At 39.4% G+C, this 19,190-nt stretch carries 19 protein-coding genes; 15 read left to right on the top strand and 4 right to left on the bottom strand.

Going from position 1 to position 19,190, the window contains the following annotated elements; all coding sequences use genetic code 11:
- Positions 1-71: 71 nt before the first annotated feature.
- The 4 genes from HMPREF8578_RS09960 (at position 72) to HMPREF8578_RS09945 (ending at position 3,620) form a co-directional block, all read left to right on the top strand.
- Positions 72-1,022 (top strand): bifunctional riboflavin kinase/FAD synthetase, encoded by a 951-nt coding sequence (locus HMPREF8578_RS09960; RefSeq protein WP_000633644.1) that lies wholly within the window; start codon positions 72-74, stop codon positions 1,020-1,022.
- Positions 1,023-1,156: 134 nt separating this feature from the next.
- Positions 1,157-1,930, top strand: a complete 774-nt coding sequence (locus tag HMPREF8578_RS09955) for a nucleotidyltransferase domain-containing protein (RefSeq protein WP_001194459.1) — start codon at positions 1,157-1,159, stop codon at positions 1,928-1,930.
- 8 nt (positions 1,931-1,938) lie between these two features.
- Positions 1,939-2,991 (top strand): hypothetical protein, encoded by a 1,053-nt coding sequence (locus tag HMPREF8578_RS09950; RefSeq protein ID WP_000521316.1) that lies wholly within the window; start codon positions 1,939-1,941, stop codon positions 2,989-2,991.
- A gap of 17 nt (positions 2,992-3,008) precedes the next feature.
- Entirely contained in the window at positions 3,009-3,620 is a 612-nt protein-coding gene (locus tag HMPREF8578_RS09945; protein ID WP_001070703.1) for a tetratricopeptide repeat protein, read from the top strand.
- A 20-nt stretch (positions 3,621-3,640) separates the two neighbouring features.
- On the opposite strand, the gene HMPREF8578_RS09940 is transcribed toward HMPREF8578_RS09945, so the two are convergent.
- The 3 genes from HMPREF8578_RS09940 to HMPREF8578_RS12695 are packed head-to-tail and all read right to left on the bottom strand — an operon-like array spanning position 3,641 to position 5,490.
- Entirely contained in the window at positions 3,641-4,456 is an 816-nt protein-coding gene (locus HMPREF8578_RS09940; RefSeq protein ID WP_000617756.1) for a TIGR03943 family putative permease subunit, read from the bottom strand.
- A complete protein-coding gene (locus tag HMPREF8578_RS09935; protein ID WP_000151880.1) occupies positions 4,453-5,358 on the bottom strand; it encodes a permease in 906 nt (301 codons plus the stop codon). Before HMPREF8578_RS09935 ends, HMPREF8578_RS09940 begins: the two co-directional genes overlap by 4 nt.
- Positions 5,359-5,490, bottom strand: coding sequence for an SPJ_0845 family protein (locus HMPREF8578_RS12695; protein ID WP_000268697.1), 132 nt, complete (start codon positions 5,488-5,490; stop codon positions 5,359-5,361).
- A gap of 130 nt (positions 5,491-5,620) precedes the next feature.
- Here HMPREF8578_RS12695 and HMPREF8578_RS09925 point away from each other — a divergent pair, with 130 nt between their 5' ends.
- The 8 genes from HMPREF8578_RS09925 to HMPREF8578_RS09890 all read left to right on the top strand — a co-directional run bounded on the left by HMPREF8578_RS09925 (position 5,621) and on the right by HMPREF8578_RS09890 (position 15,309).
- Entirely contained in the window at positions 5,621-7,750 is a 2,130-nt protein-coding gene (locus tag HMPREF8578_RS09925; RefSeq protein ID WP_000359122.1) for a Tex family protein, read from the top strand.
- On the top strand, positions 7,737-8,186 hold the full coding sequence (locus HMPREF8578_RS09920) for a SprT family protein (RefSeq protein ID WP_000778616.1): 450 nt from the start codon (positions 7,737-7,739) through the stop codon (positions 8,184-8,186). The genes HMPREF8578_RS09925 and HMPREF8578_RS09920 overlap by 14 nt, the downstream gene beginning before the upstream one ends.
- A 59-nt stretch (positions 8,187-8,245) precedes the next feature.
- The gene (locus HMPREF8578_RS09915; protein WP_001092797.1) at positions 8,246-8,518 is read left to right on the top strand and encodes a PspC domain-containing protein; all 273 of its coding nucleotides are present in this window, start codon (positions 8,246-8,248) and stop codon (positions 8,516-8,518) included.
- 112 nt (positions 8,519-8,630) lie between these two features.
- Positions 8,631-10,319 carry an AI-2E family transporter gene (locus HMPREF8578_RS09910; protein WP_001262755.1) on the top strand — a complete coding sequence of 563 codons (1,689 nt, stop codon included), beginning with the start codon at positions 8,631-8,633 and terminating at the stop codon, positions 10,317-10,319.
- Between the two features lie 10 nt (positions 10,320-10,329).
- On the top strand, positions 10,330-11,052 hold the full coding sequence (locus tag HMPREF8578_RS09905) for a hypothetical protein (RefSeq protein ID WP_000434513.1): 723 nt from the start codon (positions 10,330-10,332) through the stop codon (positions 11,050-11,052).
- A gap of 2 nt (positions 11,053-11,054) precedes the next feature.
- Positions 11,055-12,176 (top strand): AAA family ATPase, encoded by a 1,122-nt coding sequence (locus HMPREF8578_RS09900; RefSeq protein ID WP_000218782.1) that lies wholly within the window; start codon positions 11,055-11,057, stop codon positions 12,174-12,176.
- A 384-nt stretch (positions 12,177-12,560) separates the two neighbouring features.
- On the top strand, positions 12,561-13,319 hold the full coding sequence (locus tag HMPREF8578_RS09895) for an ABC transporter ATP-binding protein (RefSeq protein WP_000173369.1): 759 nt from the start codon (positions 12,561-12,563) through the stop codon (positions 13,317-13,319).
- Between the two features lies 1 nt (position 13,320).
- Positions 13,321-15,309 (top strand): ABC transporter permease, encoded by a 1,989-nt coding sequence (locus HMPREF8578_RS09890; protein ID WP_000489365.1) that lies wholly within the window; start codon positions 13,321-13,323, stop codon positions 15,307-15,309.
- 39 nt (positions 15,310-15,348) lie between these two features.
- Here the strand turns inward: HMPREF8578_RS09890 and HMPREF8578_RS09885 are convergent, their stop codons facing one another.
- Positions 15,349-16,044, bottom strand: a complete 696-nt coding sequence (locus tag HMPREF8578_RS09885; protein ID WP_000136038.1) for a VIT1/CCC1 transporter family protein — start codon at positions 16,042-16,044, stop codon at positions 15,349-15,351.
- Positions 16,045-16,249: 205 nt separating this feature from the next.
- On the opposite strand from HMPREF8578_RS09885, the gene HMPREF8578_RS09880 reads away from it, so the two are divergent.
- Genes HMPREF8578_RS09880 through ftsY form a run of 3 tightly spaced genes read left to right on the top strand, consistent with a single transcriptional unit; the run spans position 16,250 to position 19,152 of the window.
- Positions 16,250-17,041: a Cof-type HAD-IIB family hydrolase gene (locus tag HMPREF8578_RS09880; RefSeq protein ID WP_025168841.1), complete on the top strand. Its 792-nt coding sequence runs from the start codon at positions 16,250-16,252 to the stop codon at positions 17,039-17,041.
- Entirely contained in the window at positions 17,041-17,859 is an 819-nt protein-coding gene (locus HMPREF8578_RS09875; RefSeq protein WP_000763424.1) for a Cof-type HAD-IIB family hydrolase, read from the top strand. The genes HMPREF8578_RS09880 and HMPREF8578_RS09875 overlap by 1 nt, the downstream gene beginning before the upstream one ends.
- Before the next feature lie 3 nt (positions 17,860-17,862).
- Complete coding sequence (gene ftsY, locus HMPREF8578_RS09870; RefSeq protein WP_000522276.1) at positions 17,863-19,152, top strand: signal recognition particle-docking protein FtsY; 1,290 nt, start codon at positions 17,863-17,865, stop codon at positions 19,150-19,152.
- Positions 19,153-19,190 lie beyond the last annotated feature (38 nt).

Genomic DNA, 19,190 nt, shown 5'->3' with positions numbered 1-19,190 from the left:
GTTCAGGCGCAAAAAACGACATTTGGGATTTCCTCTTAGCGAAAAGACTTTCTCTATGATATAATAGTTTCATGATTACAACAGTACCTATTAAGAACGAAAAAGATATTGCAGTACCAGGGAAAACAGTCCTTGTACTAGGTTATTTTGATGGCATACACAAGGGACATCAGAAACTCTTTGAAGTGGCCAGCAAGGCTTCGATGAAGGATTATCTGCCAGTTGTCGTAATGACCTTTACAGAGTCGCCAAAACTTGCCTTGCAACCATACCAACCTGAGCTTATGCTCCATATCGTCAATCATGAGGAACGGGAGCACAAGATGAAATGGCATGGGGTAGAGGCTCTTTTCTTACTTGACTTTAGTAGCAAATTTGCTAGTTTAACGGGTCAAGAATTCTTTGATACCTATGTTCGAGCTCTAAAACCAGCTATTATCGTAGCAGGATTTGACTATACCTTTGGCTCTGATAAGAAAACTGCGGATGACCTGAAGGATTATTTTGATGGAGAGATCATCATTGTTCCTCCGGTCGAAGACGAAAAGGGCAAGATTAGTTCTACACGGATTCGTCAGGCTATTCTTGATGGAGATGTCAGGGAAGTCAATCAACTGCTCGGCACACCGCTTCCAACCCGTGGGATGGTCGTTCATGGAAATGCTCGTGGGCGTACGATCGGTTATCCAACAGCAAATCTGGTCCTAAGAGACCGAACTTATATGCCAGCGGACGGTGTTTACGTAGTCGATGTGGAAGTGCAGCGTCAGAGATATCGTGGCATGGCGAGCGTTGGCAAAAATGTTACCTTTGATGGAGAAGAACCACGTTTTGAAGTCAATATTTTCGACTTTTCAGACGATATTTACGGTGAGACAGTCATGGTCTACTGGCTGGACCGTGTTCGCGATATGGTCAAATTTGACTCCGTAGAGGAACTGGTAGATCAACTCCAGAAAGACGAAGAGATTGCTCGAAACTGGAAGGATGGAGAGTCTGTCATTCAAGGGGATCAGGTATAGAAAACGTCTGAAAAACTACTAGAAGGATTAGTTTTTTTCTAGTAGTTTTGAAAGTTTGATATAATGTACTTTCAGTCCTCTTAGTTACCTATTTTAGTAACTATTTATGTCCAAATTATAGACGAGGCTTTATTATGCAAACGCAAGAAGAAATGAATGTTCTGGTACCGGAAAAATTAGCAGAAATTGAGCGTGATTATGGTGTCAGAGTCTTATGGGCTATTGAGTCTGGTAGTCGTGCTTGGGGTTTTGAGTCTCCCGATAGTGACTTTGATGTACGGTTTATCTACAAACACAAGCAAGATTTTTATCTCCGTTTAAATGAACAGCGTGATGTTATCGAGCTACCAATTGACGATACTTGGGATGTGAGTGGCTGGGATTTAGACAAGACTTTAAAACTCCTTTATAAGTCAAATCCAACACTATTTGAATGGTTACAGTCTCCAATTGTTTATCAACAAACGGATTTTATTGAGCGCATACGTCCACTTGCCAACCAGTATTTTTCTGAGAAGAAAATGCTGTATCATTACTTGAATACTGCTAGAACTCAAATGAATAAGTATCTTTCAGGAGACAAGGTCAAACCTAAAAAGTATTTCTATGCGCTGCGTCCCATTTTGGCTTGTCGTTGGATTGAAAAATACCATTCTGTTCCTCCAATTTTATTTGACGATTTGGTCAAAGAATTGCTTCCTGATGAGATGAAAGAGCATGTATCAAGATTGCTTGATATCAAGGTAAAGGGACCTGAAGGTATGGAAATTGATCCGATTATGCCAATCCAATACTACATCATCAAAAATATCAAAGAGTTGGATGCATACGTTCAAAGTGTTAGAGAGGAAAAGAAAGACTGGAAAGCTCTAAATCAATTTTTCCTTGAAGAATTAGGCCACGACTGAGGTTTTTTATGGGTAAGTGGACATGTAAATGTGGGCAAGCAATGAATGACCACCGAGCGCCCGATCCGAATGCTTATTCAGTTTATTCGGATGAGTTGTTTGAAGAAATCATAAATAAAGCTGACGACCATAATAAAATTTCTTATGATAATATTTCTGAAGCGTCATTTTATATGTGGAAGTGCCCTGAGTGTGGCAGTTTCATGGTTTTTGGCGAAGACGGGGATGGAGATCACTTTACTTTTTATGAGCGTAAAGAAGTAGAAAAGGTAGAGCCTCTCTTTGATCCAGATCAAGAGTTAAATCTTGTTGTGGTTGGGTTTCAGGAGGGAGGGAATGGTTATACTTATATCTGTGATGACCCAAATATCCATATAGGACACGCTGTTATTGTCCCAGTCGGGAAGGAAAATACTGAAAAAAATGCTTTAGTTGTACAGAAGTATCATGCCCTACCAAAGGATATCACTTTTCCTGTTGAAAAGTTAAAACGTGTCATTCGTAGGTATTCACATTTTGACCCACACACTTCGAAAAACGTTTGTAGAAATATAATAAAGCTAGGAAGAATTCTTGATGCTTGCTCCCAAAACGCTAACCCCAACTCTCAGCAAACATATTATAGTATCAAAACTCCTTTAGGATATTTCTGGTTAGAATTAAATGGAGTTCCAATTCCAATGAAAATCACACAGATTCAAGTCAGCGATAAAAAGTACCAAGTTGATAGCGCCCTTTATATAAAACCTTCAGAGATTAACTGTAGAAGATTCTATGAACTGGAATTATGTGCAGATTTTGATATTGATGCTTCTAGATGGATCGATATTCTCTCTGATGAAAACGTTTGGGGAAATACTTGGGAACTAAATGGTCTTCAATTTGGTATTACTGCAGGGGAGTCTCCAGAATTTGAAGACGAAGTTGTAGCGAGAAAGTATAGTCGTGTCCCACTTTATTATGACTGGCACCCTGAATTTGAAGATTATTATGGCTTCAGTTTAGCTTGGAAAAAATACGAGTCTGATAGCGATTTGTCAATAGATTTCTATACAACGTAAGAAGCAGGAGGATATGTATGAATCAAGCATGGGATTTATTGTTTGAGGGCAAGATTGAAGAGGCTAAAAAATTAGTTGAAGCTGATTTTTCATTGGAAACTTGCACGGATTTTAGTTTGTTAAATTTGATGGGGTATATTTATCTTGAAGAGCAAAAATACAACGAGTGCTTAAGTATCTATCAGCGTTACATTGACTTAGCACGAACTAAAAGTGACCCAGAAAATGAACATATAGGCTATCATCAGTTAGCCATGGTTTATCGTGAAATGAATGAATTTCAAACGGCCCTTTTCTATATCGAAAGAGAGCAAAAAGTCATTGAAGAAGCTTTTACAGAGGATACCCTCAAATCTTCTGTTAACAATTATGAGCAAGGTTATTTACGATTAAAGCTAGGGAAAGTAGCAGAAGCATTCATGTATATGAAACAGTCCTTAAAACAAGCTTTGCAAACAGATGATTTAATTGCCCAAGCTTGTGCCTATAGAGGTTTAGGAGAGATTGGTTCGATACAAAATCCTGAAGAATCACATAAAAATTTTTTACAAGCTATCGCTCTTTTTGAAAAGGCAGGCGATCAGATTGGTGCTCAAGAGGTTAGAAAATTGCTAAATAATAAAAAGTAGCCTGCAAAGGCTACTTTTTATTAAAACACGCGATAGACATAAGGATTTTCTGGTTTGTCTACTTTTGTGAAACTCTCAACCTCTAATGTTGGGAGTTTTTGTTTGAGTTCTTTATGGTAGTGGAGGGTCAGGGTTCCTTTAGCGGTAATCCAAGTATTGTCAGGATACTGGCGTGAGTTCCCCTTGGTCAAGAGTCCATATACACCAGAGTCTGCGATACAGTGGATAATCCCAAAGCGGAAGAGGAACTGGCTATCTGGATGGCTAGGATCGTTATAAACAAAGCCTGTAAACTCGATTTTCTTTCCTTCAAACTCTTGAGGGTAGTCATAGAGAACTTCCATGAACTCCATATAGTTTTCATCAGTGACTTGAATGGCTGGCTGGGAGATGTATTTGTCAGCTGTAGTCCTCATTTCCTTTTCATAAGCAGACTTGGAAAAATAGGTACTGGTATCGGGTTTGAGGTATTGACTGGATGTTCCTTCGCTTGCCTGAATGGCTGTGTTGTTTCCCTCAGCAAGTGGGAAATGATAGCCTTTGGCAGATACGGTTCTCGAGTCCAAACTTACTGTCGGAAAGGCAACTCCAATCAAGAGAGGTAGTGACAGTAACAGGATGCTGATTTGTCTAGCTCGACGACTTTCCATATGGCTGTGAGAGTTGATTTTCTTAATCCAGATGTAGAATTGGACCAGAGCCAACAGAAGGGAAAGGATCATGGAGATATAGACTAGATAGGAATAGTGGAGGTTGATGTAGTGACTGAGCTTGCCAGATAGCTGCAGATAAAGGGTCAGAGCAAAATAACCTAGTAGAATGATAAATCGGATCATAGCATCACCCCCAACATGTAAGAATAAAGCAAGACAAGCACTGTCACGATGCTCATGAATTGCCAGATGAAGCGTGCTTTTAGATAGTGTTTCATCATGAGGAGATTTTTGATATCAAGCATGGGACCAATGACCAGAAAAGCAAGGACTGGCGCTAGGCCGAAGCTCGAGAGGAGAGAAGCTCCGATAAAGGCGTCCGCCTCGCTACAAAGAGAGAGGAGAAAGGCAAGAAACATGAGCAAGAGAATCGCAAGGACTGGACTTGCGCTGATAGAGGTCAAGATCCGAGTCGGGACATAGACCTGCACGATAGCCGCAAAGAGACAGCCAAAGACAAGGTAACGCCCCATATCGAAAAACTCATCAATAGCTTGTATAAAGACCTGAAATACTTTTCTAGCGGGACTTAAGTGTGAAAAGTCATGTTCATGACAAGTGATAGGATTCTCTTTTTGAATGGGTTCCTTCCAGAAAAATCCTAAGAAAATCCCAAGCACCAAAGCAATCACAATGGCTCCCAGAGCTCGCAAGAAGGCAAATTTTAATGAATTGCCAAAGGCAGAATAAGTGGCGAAAAGAACGATAGGATTGATGATGGGAGCAGTCACCAGAAAGGGAACGGCCGTGTAGCTGGGCACTTTCTTTTCCAGAAAACGATTGATAATCGGAACGATACCACACTCGCAGGATGGAAAGAGAAAGCCGATGAAGGTACCAAAAAAGATCCTCCCCCAACGATTGCGAGGAAGAAACTCATAAACTTTATCAGGTGTGATATAGACCTCAATCAATCCCGAAATGAGACTCCCAATCAAGACAAAAGGAAGGGCTTCAATCATGATGGAGAGAAAAATAGCCCCCGCTTGTAATACACTAGGAGGAAGAGATTGGAAAATCGTCATCTATTTTTTCTTCTCAACTTTTTCTTTTTTGTTTTTGTCATCTGGGAAAGTGACTTGTGTTAAGTCAGGAAGTTTGGCGAATTCTTCAAACATCTTGTCCAAGTCATCCGTTTTTGTAAATTTAACAGCCATAGGCCTACCTCTTTTCTACATTCTACCTCTATTATACTATTATTTTGTGGAAAAGGGATTATTTTGATAATCAAAGATGCAAAAACAGGTAAGGCAAAACAAGAGCTGTTCCTTATGGTATAATAGATTCATGGATAAAAAATACGAAAAAATTTCCCAAGATTTGGGTGTAACCTTAAAGCAAATCGATACCGTTCTAAGTTTGACGGCTGAGGGGGCGACAATTCCCTTCATCGCGCGTTATCGAAAGGACATGACTGGTAGTCTGGATGAGGTGGCGATTAAGGCCATTATCGACTTGGATAAAAGTCTGACAAATCTCAACGACCGTAAAGAAGCTGTCTTGGCTAAGATTCAAGAACAAGGCAAACTAACCAAGGAATTGGAAGAAGCTATTTTGGCAGCTGAAAAATTAGCAGACGTTGAAGAACTCTATCTTCCTTATAAGGAAAAACGTCGAACCAAGGCAACTATTGCCCGTGAAGCTGGACTCTTTCCTCTTGCTCGCTTGATCTTGCAAAATGTAGATGGCTTAGAGAAAGAAGCTGAGAACTTTGTCTGTGAAGGATTTGCGACTGGTCAAGAAGCTTTGGCTGGTGCAGTTGATATCTTGGTAGAAGCCCTATCTGAAGATGTCAATCTACGTGCTATGACCTATCAGGAAGTGCTGAGACACTCTAAAATCACTTCGCAAGTTAAAGATGAAAGTCTCGATGAAAAACAAGTTTTTCAGATTTATTATGATTTTTCAGAGACAGTTGGCAACATGCAAGGTTATCGTACCTTGGCGCTCAACCGTGGGGAAAAATTAGGTATTTTGAAGGTTGGTTTTGAACATGCGACGGACCGTATTTTAACTTTCTTCGCTGCTCGTTTCAAAGTTAAAAATGCTTATATTGATGAAGTTGTTCAACAGTCAGTTAAGAAAAAGGTCTTGCCTGCTATCGAGCGACGCATTCGGACAGAATTAACTGAGAAAGCGGAAGAAGGGGCTATCCAACTCTTTTCTGATAACCTGCGCAATCTTCTCTTGGTTGCTCCGCTGAAAGGGCGCGTGGTTCTAGGTTTTGACCCCGCCTTTCGTACAGGTGCCAAGCTAGCTGTCGTTGATGCGACGGGGAAAATGCTGACGACTCAGGTCATTTATCCTGTCAAACCAGCATCAGCTCGTCAGATCGAAGAAGCCAAGCGAGACTTGGCAGACTTGATTGGTCAGTATAGTGTCGAAATTATTGCTATCGGAAATGGAACGGCCAGCCGGGAAAGCGAAGCCTTTGTGGCGAAAGTTCTGAAAGATTTTCCTGAGGTCAGCTATGTTATCGTCAATGAAAGTGGCGCTTCTGTATACTCTGCCAGCGAACTTGCTCGTCAGGAGTTTCCAGAATTAACTGTTGAAAAACGCTCTGCTATCTCTATCGCTCGACGTTTGCAAGATCCCCTCGCTGAATTGGTCAAAATTGATCCCAAGTCAATCGGTGTTGGTCAATACCAGCACGATGTCAGTCAGAAGAAACTGTCTGAAAGTCTGGACTTTGTCGTGGATACCGTGGTTAACCAAGTCGGTGTCAATGTCAATACAGCCAGCCCAGCACTTCTTTCCCATGTAGCTGGACTCAATAAAACCATTTCTGAAAATATCGTCAAATACCGTGAGGAAGAAGGAAAAATTACTTCACGCGCTCAAATCAAGAAGGTTCCCCGTCTGGGTGCTAAAGCCTTTGAGCAAGCTGCAGGTTTCCTTCGTATCCCTGAAAGTAGCAATATCCTCGATAATACAGGAGTTCACCCAGAAAACTACGCTGCAGTCAAGGAGCTCTTCAAACGTTTAGATATTAAAGACCTAAACGAAGAAGCACAAAATAAGCTTAAATCCCTTTCTGTCAAGGAAATGGCGCAAGAACTAGACCTCGGTCCAGAAACCCTTAAAGATATCATTGCTGACCTTCTCAAACCAGGTCGTGATTTCCGTGACTCTTTTGATGCACCTGTGCTTCGTCAAGATGTCTTGGATATTAAAGACTTAAAAATCGGCCAGAAGCTGGAAGGTGTGGTACGGAACGTCGTTGATTTCGGTGCCTTCGTTGATATCGGGATTCACGAGGACGGCTTGATTCATATTTCCCATATGAGTCGCAAATTTATCAAACATCCCAGCCAAGTGGTGTCAGTCGGAGATTTGGTAACGGTTTGGGTCAAGAAAATCGATACGGAACGTGAAAAAGTTAATCTGTCGCTCCTAGCTCCAGATGAAACTGACTGAGTACGTTCAGTCTGTTTCCCTAGAAGACTTTGGTAGACCTTTCACGCACCAAGCCCAGTGGAATTCTCGTCTGCGAACGACAGGTGGACGATTTTTCCCCAAGGATGGGCATTTGGATTTTAATCCCAAGGTTTATCAGGAACTAGGTTTGGAGGTTTTTCGGAAAATTGTGCGCCATGAACTCTGTCACTATCACCTTTATTTTCAGAAAAAGGGTTATCGACATAGGGACCGAGAATTTAAGGAACTATTGAAAGAAGTGGATGGACTGCGCTTTGTACCACCTTTGAAAACACAAACTCAAATTCCCTACCTAGTCTATCAGTGCCAATCCTGCCAGCAAAGTTATCAGCGTAAGAGAAGGATTGATACCAAACGCTATCGCTGTGGAGTTTGTCGGGGTAAACTCGTCATCATAAATCGGCCTAAGGACTGATGATGATAGTTCTGATTCATGCTATACTACTTGTAAGAATACCGAAAGAGGAAACAATCATGAATACAAAATTTTATAAAATGAGACGAAATCGTATGGTGTCAGGAGTTTTAGCTGGTCTATCAGACAAGTGGAATTTTGATGTAACCCTAGTCCGCTTTCTCTTCGCCATTTTTACCGTGGCAAATTTTGGAATTGGTGTGATAATCTACATCATCCTTGCCTCTATCCTGCCAACTAAGGAAGAAATCGAAGCCGAAATGTACGGAACAGGACCACGTAAACGCAAGGAAGCCCAAGCCATTGAAGACAATGATGGCTGGTTTTGGTGATAATAGTAGAAGTATGAACTTCGTCCAATAGGACGAAGTTTTTTAAACTTGTCAAATCAAATCCTGAAATGTTATAATAAATCAATGAATACAATAATTTAGAGAGATTAATATGGCTAACGAAAATAAAACGTTTGAATTACAAAGTTCTGAAATTGACTTTGACTATGAACAGTTACTTGAAATAGAAAATTCTTTAGAAAATAACCTTAAGGATGTTGTTGAACACATAGAGCAACTTGATATAGATAGAGAAAAATTACAAAATAATGAATACCTTCAAGAATCTATTGAAAATATAGTTTGGGAACAAGTACAACTTCAACTTGCTGCCCAAATAGGTGAAGAGTTTATTAAAGATAACAATGGTCAAACTCTAGATTTACGAAAAGATGCACATATACAAACTGCTGAAAATTTTGAAAAAGGAAAACTAGCAACTCATAATAGAGACGTTGATTATCAAGAAAGATACGATACTTGGCAAAATAATTTTGTTAAAGATGACTTAGGAAATATTAAAACACACTCAACTCGTTCAGGAAAAATTGTAAATACTTTAACCAAAGATGCGAGAAAACCATTTGACGCAGGACGACCAACAGGTTCAAAAGAAAAAGGAACTCAGATGGATCATACAGTTTCTGCAGGAGAGATTATACGTGATCCAAAGGCAAATGCTTTTTTGACAAAGGAAGAGCAGATTGCTTTTGCAAATAGTAAAGTTAACCTTAACGAAATTAGGAGTGATATTAATCAAGCTAAAGGTGATCAATCAACAACTGAATTATTTGATAATCCAAATTCTAAAGGGCAATATGCTAAAGAAGTCCATAATATTAGTTCAAAAGAAGAGAAACAGTTAAGAGAGAAAGATAAAGAGGCACGCGCTGAATACGACCGAGTAAGAGACGAAGCTGAGAAGCGAGCTATAAAATCTGGTAAAAAATCAAGACGTGACGAGGCGTTAAAAGTTTCCGGAAAAGCTCTGAAAGCAGCGCTTTTACAGTTACTATCAGAATTTTTGCGAGAGTTAATTTCAAAATTTATCTCTTGGCTTAAAGACACAGAGAGAAACTTATCAACTTTTATTGAAAAGGTAAAAGAGGCCATCATTTCATTTGTAAACAACTTATCAAATCACTTATTAAACGTTGGGAAATCAGTGGTTACTATGATTGCTTCTGCGATAGTTGGACCTGTAATTAACACTTTTCTAAAAGCATGGACATTTATACACCAAGGTTGGAAGTCATTAAAAGAAGCGATTGATTATCTAAATAATCCAGAGAACAAAGAAAAAAGTGTTCAGATAATGATGCTAGAGATCGGTAAAATTGTTGTTGCAGGTTTAACGGCTACAGGTGCTATTGTAGTGGGAGAAGAATTAGGAGCATCACTAACAGCAAGTTTTCCAGTTTTGGCTATCTCTATACCACTTTTGGGTACAATTGGTAGTGTTATTGGAACATTTATGGGAGCGACCTTATCTGGAATTATTGGCGCTTTTGTATTAAAAATGATTGATCAGCAAATTGTCAATAAACAGATTTCTGAACTCAGTTCTAAAAAAATTGATCAAAATAATGAAATGTTAGTAATTCAAGATCAATTATTAGATGTAAAGAGCACAAAACTACAAGTCGAAAAAGATTCTATTGTTAATATTATTAAGGAAAGACATGATATGGCTGCGACCATGATGAAAGAAAAGCTATCAGATATTTTTGAAGAATCTACAAGAGACGATAAAAGTGACTTTGATGAGATTGATAGTTTATTACAAGAATTATTAGATTAGGGAGATAAATATGGAACAAGAAGTAATTGAGCAAGAACAGGAAAAATTTGAAATAAACATTAGCAAACATGATTTCGATGAAGCGAAAGAGCATCTGAAAGAGTTTGCTGAACAAAGTCAAGATGAACTGTATTTTGATAAAGTTAGAACTCACGATGATTTCTTCGGTTTTGAGTTTGCTGAACATGGAGTGACAGGAAACGAGTTTAATACGTTAGTTGAACAAATTCAAAATTACATTTCAAAATTTTATGATAATCAACAAACATTTATTGAAGAATTTGGTCAAGTTTATAAAGCTTTAGAGGGTCTAGATAAAGGTTATATTCAAGCGATTGTTACTACAGTGGCGGCAAATGAACATACCAATAAGAAAATTCAGAAAGAACAAGCTCGTATTGATAAAACAATTGAGAAGCAAGCATCTACACTCCAAGTACTAAAGCAATTTAAAGAAAAATTCAATGAAAACAATCATAAAGAAGCCATTGAGGAACATGAGGAGCGACTTTCAAAATTAGACGATAGAATTGTAAGCTTAGAGGATACAGTAAACGCGCTTCCTTTGGAGCCTGTCTCGCATACTTCTGAAATTGAAGAACTCAGAAAAGAATTGAAAGAAAGTAAAGAACAAATTAAACTTATTTCTAGTCGACTTTTAACTGTTTTTATCATATCTGGAGTATCTATCGGAATGTTGATAATCACTTTACTATTTATGTTTTTGAGGTAATTATGACTGTATCTCGTGACAAGCTAATTGAGAGCGCCAAAAAATTGGATCGACAACTAGGTAACGAGTCGACTTTTCTCACAAAAGTGAATGAGATTCTAATTGATCATTCTGACACAAATAAAGTAGCAGATCTATATAAATCTATATATTTATTTCAAAAAGAGAATAAAATAAGCAAGATAAGTCAAACGCTAAAAGAATTATCTGATAATTTAGTTTGTTATTTAGGTTACTCTTATCTTTTTGAAATACTAGAGAAGGAGCTAGGAAAACGTAACAACTCTTCTTTGGATGAATTGATGAAGGAATTAAATCAATTAGTTGGTTTACAAAAAGTTAAAGAGGAAGTTTCGAGGTTAGTTATATATCAAAAGGTTCAGTCCAAAAGAAAAGAGTCTGGGCTAAAAGTACCAAAGAGAACTTTACATATGGCGTTTATGGGGAATCCTGGTACTGGAAAGACGACAGTGGCCAGAATTGTAGGTCGGATGTATTATCAATTAGGCCTTCTTTCAAAGGGGCATTTTACCGAAGTCTCCAGAACGGATTTAATCGCTGGTTATCAAGGTCAAACAGCTTTAAAAGTAAAAAGTGTCATTGAAAAAGCAAAAGGTGGCGTTTTATTCATAGATGAAGCTTATAGTATTACAGAAAATGACAATACGGATTCATATGGGCGAGAATGTTTAACAGAATTGACAAAAGCTTTAGAGGATTCAAGAGATGATTTAATTGTTATTGTTGCAGGATATACTGATCCAATGAATCATTTTTTTGAATCAAATCCTGGTTTGAAATCTCGCTTTAATTATTTTATTAATTTTGAAAATTATTCTTCTACGGAATTGTTAGATATTCTTGAAACTTTAGCAAGAAAAGACGACTACCAGATAGACGATAAGCTGAAAGAAATATTATTAAATTATTTTAATGATAAGTTAGAAAGCAATCTTACCAATTTTTCTAACGGTCGTTTCGTTCGAAATCTTTATGAAGATTTAATAATGAATCAAGCTGTTCGAATAGATCAAAGAGAAAATTTTACTTCAAAAGATTTAACTTTGTTGATAAAAGAAGACTTTTCTTTAGAAGAAAACTGTTCTGCTTATATAGAAATATAATTAATTGAAAGAATACATCATCAAATTGTAGCTACATTTCTTACTGATTGATGTAGACTGAATAGTGAATTTTAACCCTTGCATCCTCAAGGGTTTTCTTCTTGTTTCCCCATTTATGGTACAATACTTTTAGTGAAATTTCTAAATTTTTTTCTATCTTACAAAAATGTAAGATTAAAGTCTCTTTTGTAAGGTTAGGTTATGGCAAGCCGTCTTTTTTTGCGATAAACTAGACTCATAAAGAACAAAGGAGCAAAACCATGAAAAGAATCTTACAAAAGAAAAGAAGAAAACCAAGTCAAAAAGATATCGAGCGTGTTCAACTAGGATGCGCTATGATGCAAGCACAGTTTCAATTGATGGGATATTAAGAAGGAGATAACAATGACACTTTTAGATGTAAAACACGTTCAAAAAATCTACAAAACACGTTTCCAAGGCAACCAAGTAGAAGCCCTCAAGGACATTCACTTTACCGTGGAAAAGGGTGACTACGTTGCCATCATGGGAGAGTCTGGTTCTGGTAAATCAACTCTGCTTAACATCCTAGCTATGCTGGATAAACCAACTCGCGGGCAGGTTTACCTGAATGGAACCGACACAGCCACTATTAAAAATTCACAGGCTTCGAGTTTCCGTCGTGAGAAGTTGGGATTTGTCTTCCAAGACTTCAATCTATTAGATACGCTTTCTGTTAAGGACAATATCTTGCTTCCGTTAGTGTTATCAAGAAAGCCCATTACGGAGATGATGAAGAAATTGGTGGTAACAGCTGAAAATTTAGGCATCAATCAATTGCAAGAGAAGTACCCTTACGAGATTTCAGGTGGTCAAAAACAGCGGGTAGCAGTAGCACGCGCCATCATCACAGAACCTGAAATTCTCCTTGCGGATGAGCCGACTGGGGCACTTGACTCCAAGTCATCTGCAGCTCTTCTAGATGTTTTTGATGAAATCAATGAGCGAGGCCAAACCATTCTCATGGTGACCCACTCAACAGCGGCAGCCAGCAGAGCCAAGCGCGTTCTCTTTATCAAGGACGGAATCCTCTATAACCAAATCTACCGTGGAGACAAGACAGAACGTCAAATGTTCCAGGAAATCTCTGATACCTTGACAGTCATGGCGAGCGAGGTGAATTAGTATGTTTCGATTGACCAATAAGTTAGCGGTATCGAACTTAATCAAAAACCGCAAACTCTACTATCCCTTTGCTTTAGCTGTTCTCCTAGCTGTGACCATCACTTATCTCTTTTATTCATTGACACTTAACCCCAATATTGGCAAGATTCGAGGGGGAGAGACTATCTCCGTGACGCTTGGTCTTGGTATGGTGATTGTCACTATTGCCTCGGCTATTATCGTCTTTTATGCCAATAGTTTCGTCATGAAAAACCGTTCCAAAGAACTAGGGATTTATGGCATGCTAGGATTAGAAAAACGCCATTTGATTAGCATGGTCTTTAAGGAGCTTCTTATTTTTGGCTCCCTAACCTTGACAGCTGGACTTGGCCTAGGAGCTCTCTTTGATAAGCTAATCTTTGCTCTACTTCTAAAACTAATGAATATGAAGGTGGAGCTCGTAGCAACCTTCCAACCAAGCGTCTTTATCCTAGTTACCCTTATTTTTGGAGCTATTTTCCTAGGTTTGGTTTTTATCAATGCCTTTCGTATTGCACGCATGAATGCCCTACAGCTCTCTCGTGAGAAGGCCAGTGGTGAGAAAAAAGGACGTTTCTTAAGTCTTCAAACTATACTAGGTTTGATTAGTATGGGAGCTGGCTACTACCTAGCAGTTACAGTTGAAAATCCACTTAATGCTGTTCTGATTTTCTTTGTGGCAGTCTTGTTGGTAATCTTTGGCACCTATCTCTTGTTTAATGCAGGGATTACAGTATTTCTACAAATCTTGAAGAAAAACAAGCGTTACTATTACCAACCTAACAACATGATTTCCGTATCCAATCTTATCTTTCGAATGAAGAAAAATGCGGTTGGTCTGGCAACGATTGCTATCCTTTCAACCATGGTCTTGGTAACCATGTCAGCAGCAACCAGTATCTTCTCAGCTTCTGAAACGTTCAAGAAATTCATGAATCCACATGATTTTGGAATTACAGGACGAAATGTTGATAAAGAAGATTTAGATAAACTTTTGAGTCAATATGCTAGCGATAAGGGATTAACTGTCACCAAAAAAGAAGTCTTTCGTCATAGCAGTTTTGGCATTGAGAGCCAAGATGGAACCAAGCTCCGAATCTTTACAAAGGGGAATAACTTCGTTCAGCCGAAAACCATTTTTATGGTCTTTGACCAAAAAGACTATGAAAACATGACTGGTCAAAAACTCTCCCTTTCAGGCAATGAAGTCGGCTTGTTTACCAAGAATAAGGTGCTTGAAGGACAGAAAGAACTCACTCTAAATGACCAGACCTACACAGTTAAAGAAGAAATTAAAAATGATTTTATTCTGGAACATGTGCCAAATCAATATAACATTCTCACATCGGACTACAATTATCTTGTTGTCCCTAATCTGCAAGCCTTTATTGATCAATATCCGGATTCTTCAATCTTTGATCAACTTTATGGTGGTATGAATGTAACAGCTAGTGAGGAAGAACAGCTCAAACTCGCTGACGACTTTACAGAATACCTTGGTAACTTCAATAGAGACTTAAACAAAGAGGGAAGCTATGTATTTGGAAGCAATCTGGCTGATAGCAGTGCGCAAATAAGTGCCCTCTATGGAGGTGTCTTCTTCATCGGTATCTTCCTCTCTATCATCTTTATGGTGGGAACTGTTCTGGTTATTTACTACAAACAAATTTCTGAAGGCTATGAAGACCGTGAACGTTTCATCATTTTGCAAAAGGTTGGACTCGATCAAAAGCAAATCAAGCAAACGATTAACAAACAGGTTCTAACTGTTTTCTTCCTTCCATTGCTCTTTGCCTTCCTACACCTTGCTTTTGCCTATCATATGCTTAGCCTCATCCTAAAAGTCATTGGCGTGCTGGATGCGACCATGATGTTGACCGTTACATTGTCCATCTGTGCTATCTTCCTCATCGTCTATGTTTTGATCTTTATGATTACTTCAAGAAGCTATCGCAAGATTGTACAAATGTAAAAAAGATACCTCGAAATTCATCGAGGTATTTCTTTTATCTTAGATACTAAAGAGTTGTCCCAAGAGGAAGGTTACGCACATGGTGAGAAGTCCGATACAGAGGTTACGGATCATAGCAGTTTTCGTAGGAGCTTTGCCTAGTTTAGCACTGGTATAGCCGGTAATAAGAAGGGAAAGGGCTACGATAAGAACAGTAGCAGGAATGCGATAGTCGCTTGGAAAGACGGTGATCGAAAGCATAGGAGGAAGACTTCCCAGTACAAAGGCGATAAAGCTAGAGATCGCAGCATGCCAAGGGTTGGTAAACTCTTCGTACTCGATACCGTATTTTTCCTCAACTAAGGCTTTGAGTGGATTTTTTAAAAAGGCCTTGTTGGTCAAGAGTTGAGCTGACGTTTCACACTCACCATTCTGAAGGTAAGCAGCATAGAGGGATTGTTTTGCAGATTCGATGTCTTTATCCAAGAGTAATTGCTCTCTAGCAACAGCGGCTTCTTCCGTGTCTTTCTGAGTGGATACAGAGACATATTCGCCACCTGCCATAGAAAAAGCTCCAGCGAGGATAGCGGCTAGTCCAGATAAAAAGATAATCCAGATATTGCTTGTCGCACTAGCAACCCCGATAACCACTCCAGCAATGGAAATAATTCCATCATTGGCACCGAGAACGCCCGCTCTTAAAATATTGAGTCGTCCTGCAAAGTTTGCATCAATTTCATGTTTTATTTCTGTCATAGTCATCTCCTTTCTTTTCATTATAGAGAAAAGAGTAGGGGAATACAAACTTTTTAAACTATCTGAAAAAAGTTCTACGATTCTAATTTTTAAGCCTTTTGAAGTTTCTCCGAAAAAGTAGTGCTATCCTACTGTACTGGACCTTTTTAAACTTATCTATGGTATAATAGGAGATAGATTTATCAATTGGAGTATGAAGGATTTTATGATTAAACTTGTAGCAACCGATATGGATGGAACCTTTCTAGACGGAGAGGGTCGGTTTGATATGGAACGCCTCAAAAACTTGCTTGTTTCCTACAAGGAAAAGGGAATTTATTTTGCAGTGGCCTCGGGTCGCGGTATCTTGTCCCTGAAAAAGCTATTTGCGGATGTGCGTGACGAAGTGATTTTTATAGCTGAAAATGGGAGTTATGTTGAGTTTCATGGGGAAAATATGTACGAGGCTACCATGTCTCGGGACTTTTACTTGAGCACTTTTGATGCTTTAAAGCAATCACCCTATTTTGATGAAAGAAAAATGCTTCTGACAGGGAAAAAAGCTTGTTATGTATTGGATACAGTGGATGAGACTTATCTCATGATTAGTCGTCACTACAATGAGAATATTCAAAAAGTAGCGAGTTTAGAAGATATCACAGATGAGATTTTTAAATTCACTACGAACTTCACAGAAGATACGATAGAAGCTGGTGAAGCCTGGGTCAACGAAAATGTTCCTGGTGTGAAAGCCATGACAACAGGTTTTGAATCCATCGATATTGTCTTGGACTACGTTGATAAGGGTGTGGCTATTGTTGAGCTAGCCAAAAAACTGGGACTTACCATGGATCAGGTCATGGCTTTTGGCGATAATCTCAATGACCTTCACATGATGCAGGTTGTTGGGCACCCAATCGCTCCTGAAAACGCGCGACCAGAGATTTTAGAATTAGCTGAGACAGTGATTGGCTACCATAAGGACCAGTCAGTGATGGCTTATATGGAGGGCTTGTAATGGCAGATATTAAATTGATTGCACTTGATTTGGATGGCACCTTGCTGACAACGGATAAAAAACTGACAGATCGTACCAAGGAGGTCCTCAAAGCTGCGCGTGACCGTGGCATCAAGGTCGTTCTGACAACGGGGCGTCCTCTGAAAGCTATGGATTTCTTTCTCCATGAGCTAGGGACTGACGGTCAGGAGGATGAGTACACCATCACCTTTAATGGTGGTCTAGTACAGAAAAATACAGGGGAGATTCTCGATAAAACAGTCTTTTCAATCGACGATGTGGCACGCTTGTACGAGGAAACTGAAAAACTCGGATTACCATTAGATGCTATTTCAGAAGGAACTGTCTATCAAATCCAGTCTGACCAAGAAAGTCTCTATGCGAAGTTCAACCCAGCCCTGACTTTCGTACCTGTCGCTTTTGAAGATCTATCTAGTCAGATGACGTATAATAAATGTGTGACTGCCTTTGCCCAAGAACCTTTGGATGCAGCGATTCAACAGATTTCTCCAGAATTGTTTGACCAATATGAAATCTTCAAATCGCGTGAACTCTTATTGGAATGGTCACCGAAAAATGTCCACAAGGCAACAGGTTTAGCGAAATTAATTAAACACTTAGGAATCGACCAAAGTCAAGTCATGGCTTGTGGGGACGAGGCCAATGACCTTTCTATGATTGAGTGGGCAGGTCTGGGAGTTGCCATGCAAAATGCAGTTCCAGCGGTTAAGGAAGTTGCCAATGTGATTACCCCCATGACCAACGACGAGGAAGCCGTTGCCTGGGCTATCGAAGAATACGTGCTAAAGGAGAACTAGAATATGGGATTATTTGACCGTCTATTCGGAAAAAAAGAAGAGCCGAAAATCGAAGATATTGTAAAAGAAGCACTGGAAAATCTTGATTTGTCAGAAGAGGTTGAAGAAAACCAAACGGCTATCGAAGAACCAAATCAGGAAGAGGCAGGAAGGGACAAAGTGGAAGCAACTCTTGCTCAAGAAGAACTTCCTCAGGTCTTGACAGAAGGAGTGATTGAACCAGAAACAGTTGAGGAAACGGTTCAAGAAGAGGTTGATGAGACAGAGCAAGGCCAAGAGCCTGAAGAAGTTTTAGAAGAAGAGAGCCAAGAAACTGAGGAAGAACTAGCGTCAGAAGTAGTAGAAGAAGAACTTCCTCAGGTTGAAGAAACCGTGCAGGAAAAATATGACCGCAGTCTAAAGAAAACCCGTACGGGATTCGGAGCTCGTTTGAATGCTTTTTTTGCCAACTTCCGTTCTGTCGATGAAGAATTCTTCGAAGAATTGGAAGAACTGCTCATCTTGAGCGACGTTGGTGTGCAAGTCGCTTCAAACTTAACAGAAGAACTACGTTATGAAGCCAAACTCGAAAATGCTAAGAAGCCTGATGCGCTCCGTCGTGTCATTATCGAGAAATTGGTCGAGCTCTACGAAAAGGATGGCAACTACGATGAACAAATCCATTTCCAAGATGGCTTGACAGTCATGCTCTTTGTTGGAGTGAATGGTGTTGGGAAAACAACTTCTATTGGGAAATTAGCTCATCGCTACAAACAAGCTGGCAAGAAAGTCATGTTGGTTGCGGCAGATACCTTCCGTGCGGGAGCTGTGGCCCAGCTAGCTGAATGGGGCCGTCGTGTTGATGTTCCTGTTGTGACGGGCCCTGAAAAAGCTGATCCAGCAAGTGTGGTCTTTGATGGGATGGAACGTGCTGTAGCAGAAGGAATTGATATTCTCATGATTGATACAGCAGGTCGTCTGCAAAACAAGGATAACCTTATGGCCGAGTTGGAAAAGATTGGTCGTATTATCAAACGTGTCGTTCCAGAGGCACCTCATGAAACCTTCCTTGCCCTTGATGCTTCAACTGGACAGAATGCCTTGGTACAAGCTAAGGAATTTTCTAAGATAACTCCATTGACAGGAATTGTTTTGACAAAAATTGATGGAACTGCCCGAGGTGGTGTTGTTCTGGCTATCCGCGAAGAACTTAATATCCCTGTAAAATTGATTGGTTTCGGTGAAAAAATCGATGATATCGGTGAGTTCAATTCTGAGAACTTTATGAAAGGCCTTCTAGAAGGTTTGATATAAAAGAAAATCCTGCAAGAATTCTTGCAGGATTGTTTTTG

The sequence above is a fragment of the Streptococcus oralis ATCC 49296 genome (genome assembly GCF_000185265.1).
Lineage (GTDB): Bacteria > Bacillota > Bacilli > Lactobacillales > Streptococcaceae > Streptococcus > Streptococcus oralis_BC.
The sequence above is the reverse complement of the archived record's forward strand: the minus strand, read 5'-3'. Positions and strand labels throughout refer to the sequence as shown.

Bases quoted from the DNA above. Each gene is read 5' to 3' on its own strand.
- HMPREF8578_RS09875 (WP_000763424.1), top strand. From the start codon at position 17,041: ATGGCAGATATTAAATTGATTGCACTTGATTTGGATGGCACCTTGCTG.
- HMPREF8578_RS09890 (WP_000489365.1), top strand. From the start codon at position 13,321: ATGTTTCGATTGACCAATAAGTTAGCGGTATCGAACTTAATCAAAAAC.
- HMPREF8578_RS09885 (WP_000136038.1), bottom strand. From the start codon at position 16,044: ATGACAGAAATAAAACATGAAATTGATGCAAACTTTGCAGGACGACTC.
- HMPREF8578_RS12695 (WP_000268697.1), bottom strand. From the start codon at position 5,490: ATGGCTGTTAAATTTACAAAAACGGATGACTTGGACAAGATGTTTGAA.
- HMPREF8578_RS09900 (WP_000218782.1), top strand. From the start codon at position 11,055: ATGACTGTATCTCGTGACAAGCTAATTGAGAGCGCCAAAAAATTGGAT.
- HMPREF8578_RS09920 (WP_000778616.1), top strand. From the start codon at position 7,737: ATGAAACTGACTGAGTACGTTCAGTCTGTTTCCCTAGAAGACTTTGGT.
- HMPREF8578_RS09910 (WP_001262755.1), top strand. From the start codon at position 8,631: ATGGCTAACGAAAATAAAACGTTTGAATTACAAAGTTCTGAAATTGAC.
- HMPREF8578_RS09925 (WP_000359122.1), top strand. From the start codon at position 5,621: ATGGATAAAAAATACGAAAAAATTTCCCAAGATTTGGGTGTAACCTTA.
- ftsY (WP_000522276.1), top strand. From the start codon at position 17,863: ATGGGATTATTTGACCGTCTATTCGGAAAAAAAGAAGAGCCGAAAATC.
- HMPREF8578_RS09960 (WP_000633644.1), top strand. From the start codon at position 72: ATGATTACAACAGTACCTATTAAGAACGAAAAAGATATTGCAGTACCA.
- HMPREF8578_RS09935 (WP_000151880.1), bottom strand. From the start codon at position 5,358: ATGACGATTTTCCAATCTCTTCCTCCTAGTGTATTACAAGCGGGGGCT.
- HMPREF8578_RS09880 (WP_025168841.1), top strand. From the start codon at position 16,250: ATGATTAAACTTGTAGCAACCGATATGGATGGAACCTTTCTAGACGGA.
- HMPREF8578_RS09940 (WP_000617756.1), bottom strand. From the start codon at position 4,456: ATGATCCGATTTATCATTCTACTAGGTTATTTTGCTCTGACCCTTTAT.
- HMPREF8578_RS09915 (WP_001092797.1), top strand. From the start codon at position 8,246: ATGAATACAAAATTTTATAAAATGAGACGAAATCGTATGGTGTCAGGA.
- HMPREF8578_RS09950 (WP_000521316.1), top strand. From the start codon at position 1,939: ATGGGTAAGTGGACATGTAAATGTGGGCAAGCAATGAATGACCACCGA.
- HMPREF8578_RS09955 (WP_001194459.1), top strand. From the start codon at position 1,157: ATGCAAACGCAAGAAGAAATGAATGTTCTGGTACCGGAAAAATTAGCA.
- HMPREF8578_RS09905 (WP_000434513.1), top strand. From the start codon at position 10,330: ATGGAACAAGAAGTAATTGAGCAAGAACAGGAAAAATTTGAAATAAAC.
- HMPREF8578_RS09945 (WP_001070703.1), top strand. From the start codon at position 3,009: ATGAATCAAGCATGGGATTTATTGTTTGAGGGCAAGATTGAAGAGGCT.
- HMPREF8578_RS09895 (WP_000173369.1), top strand. From the start codon at position 12,561: ATGACACTTTTAGATGTAAAACACGTTCAAAAAATCTACAAAACACGT.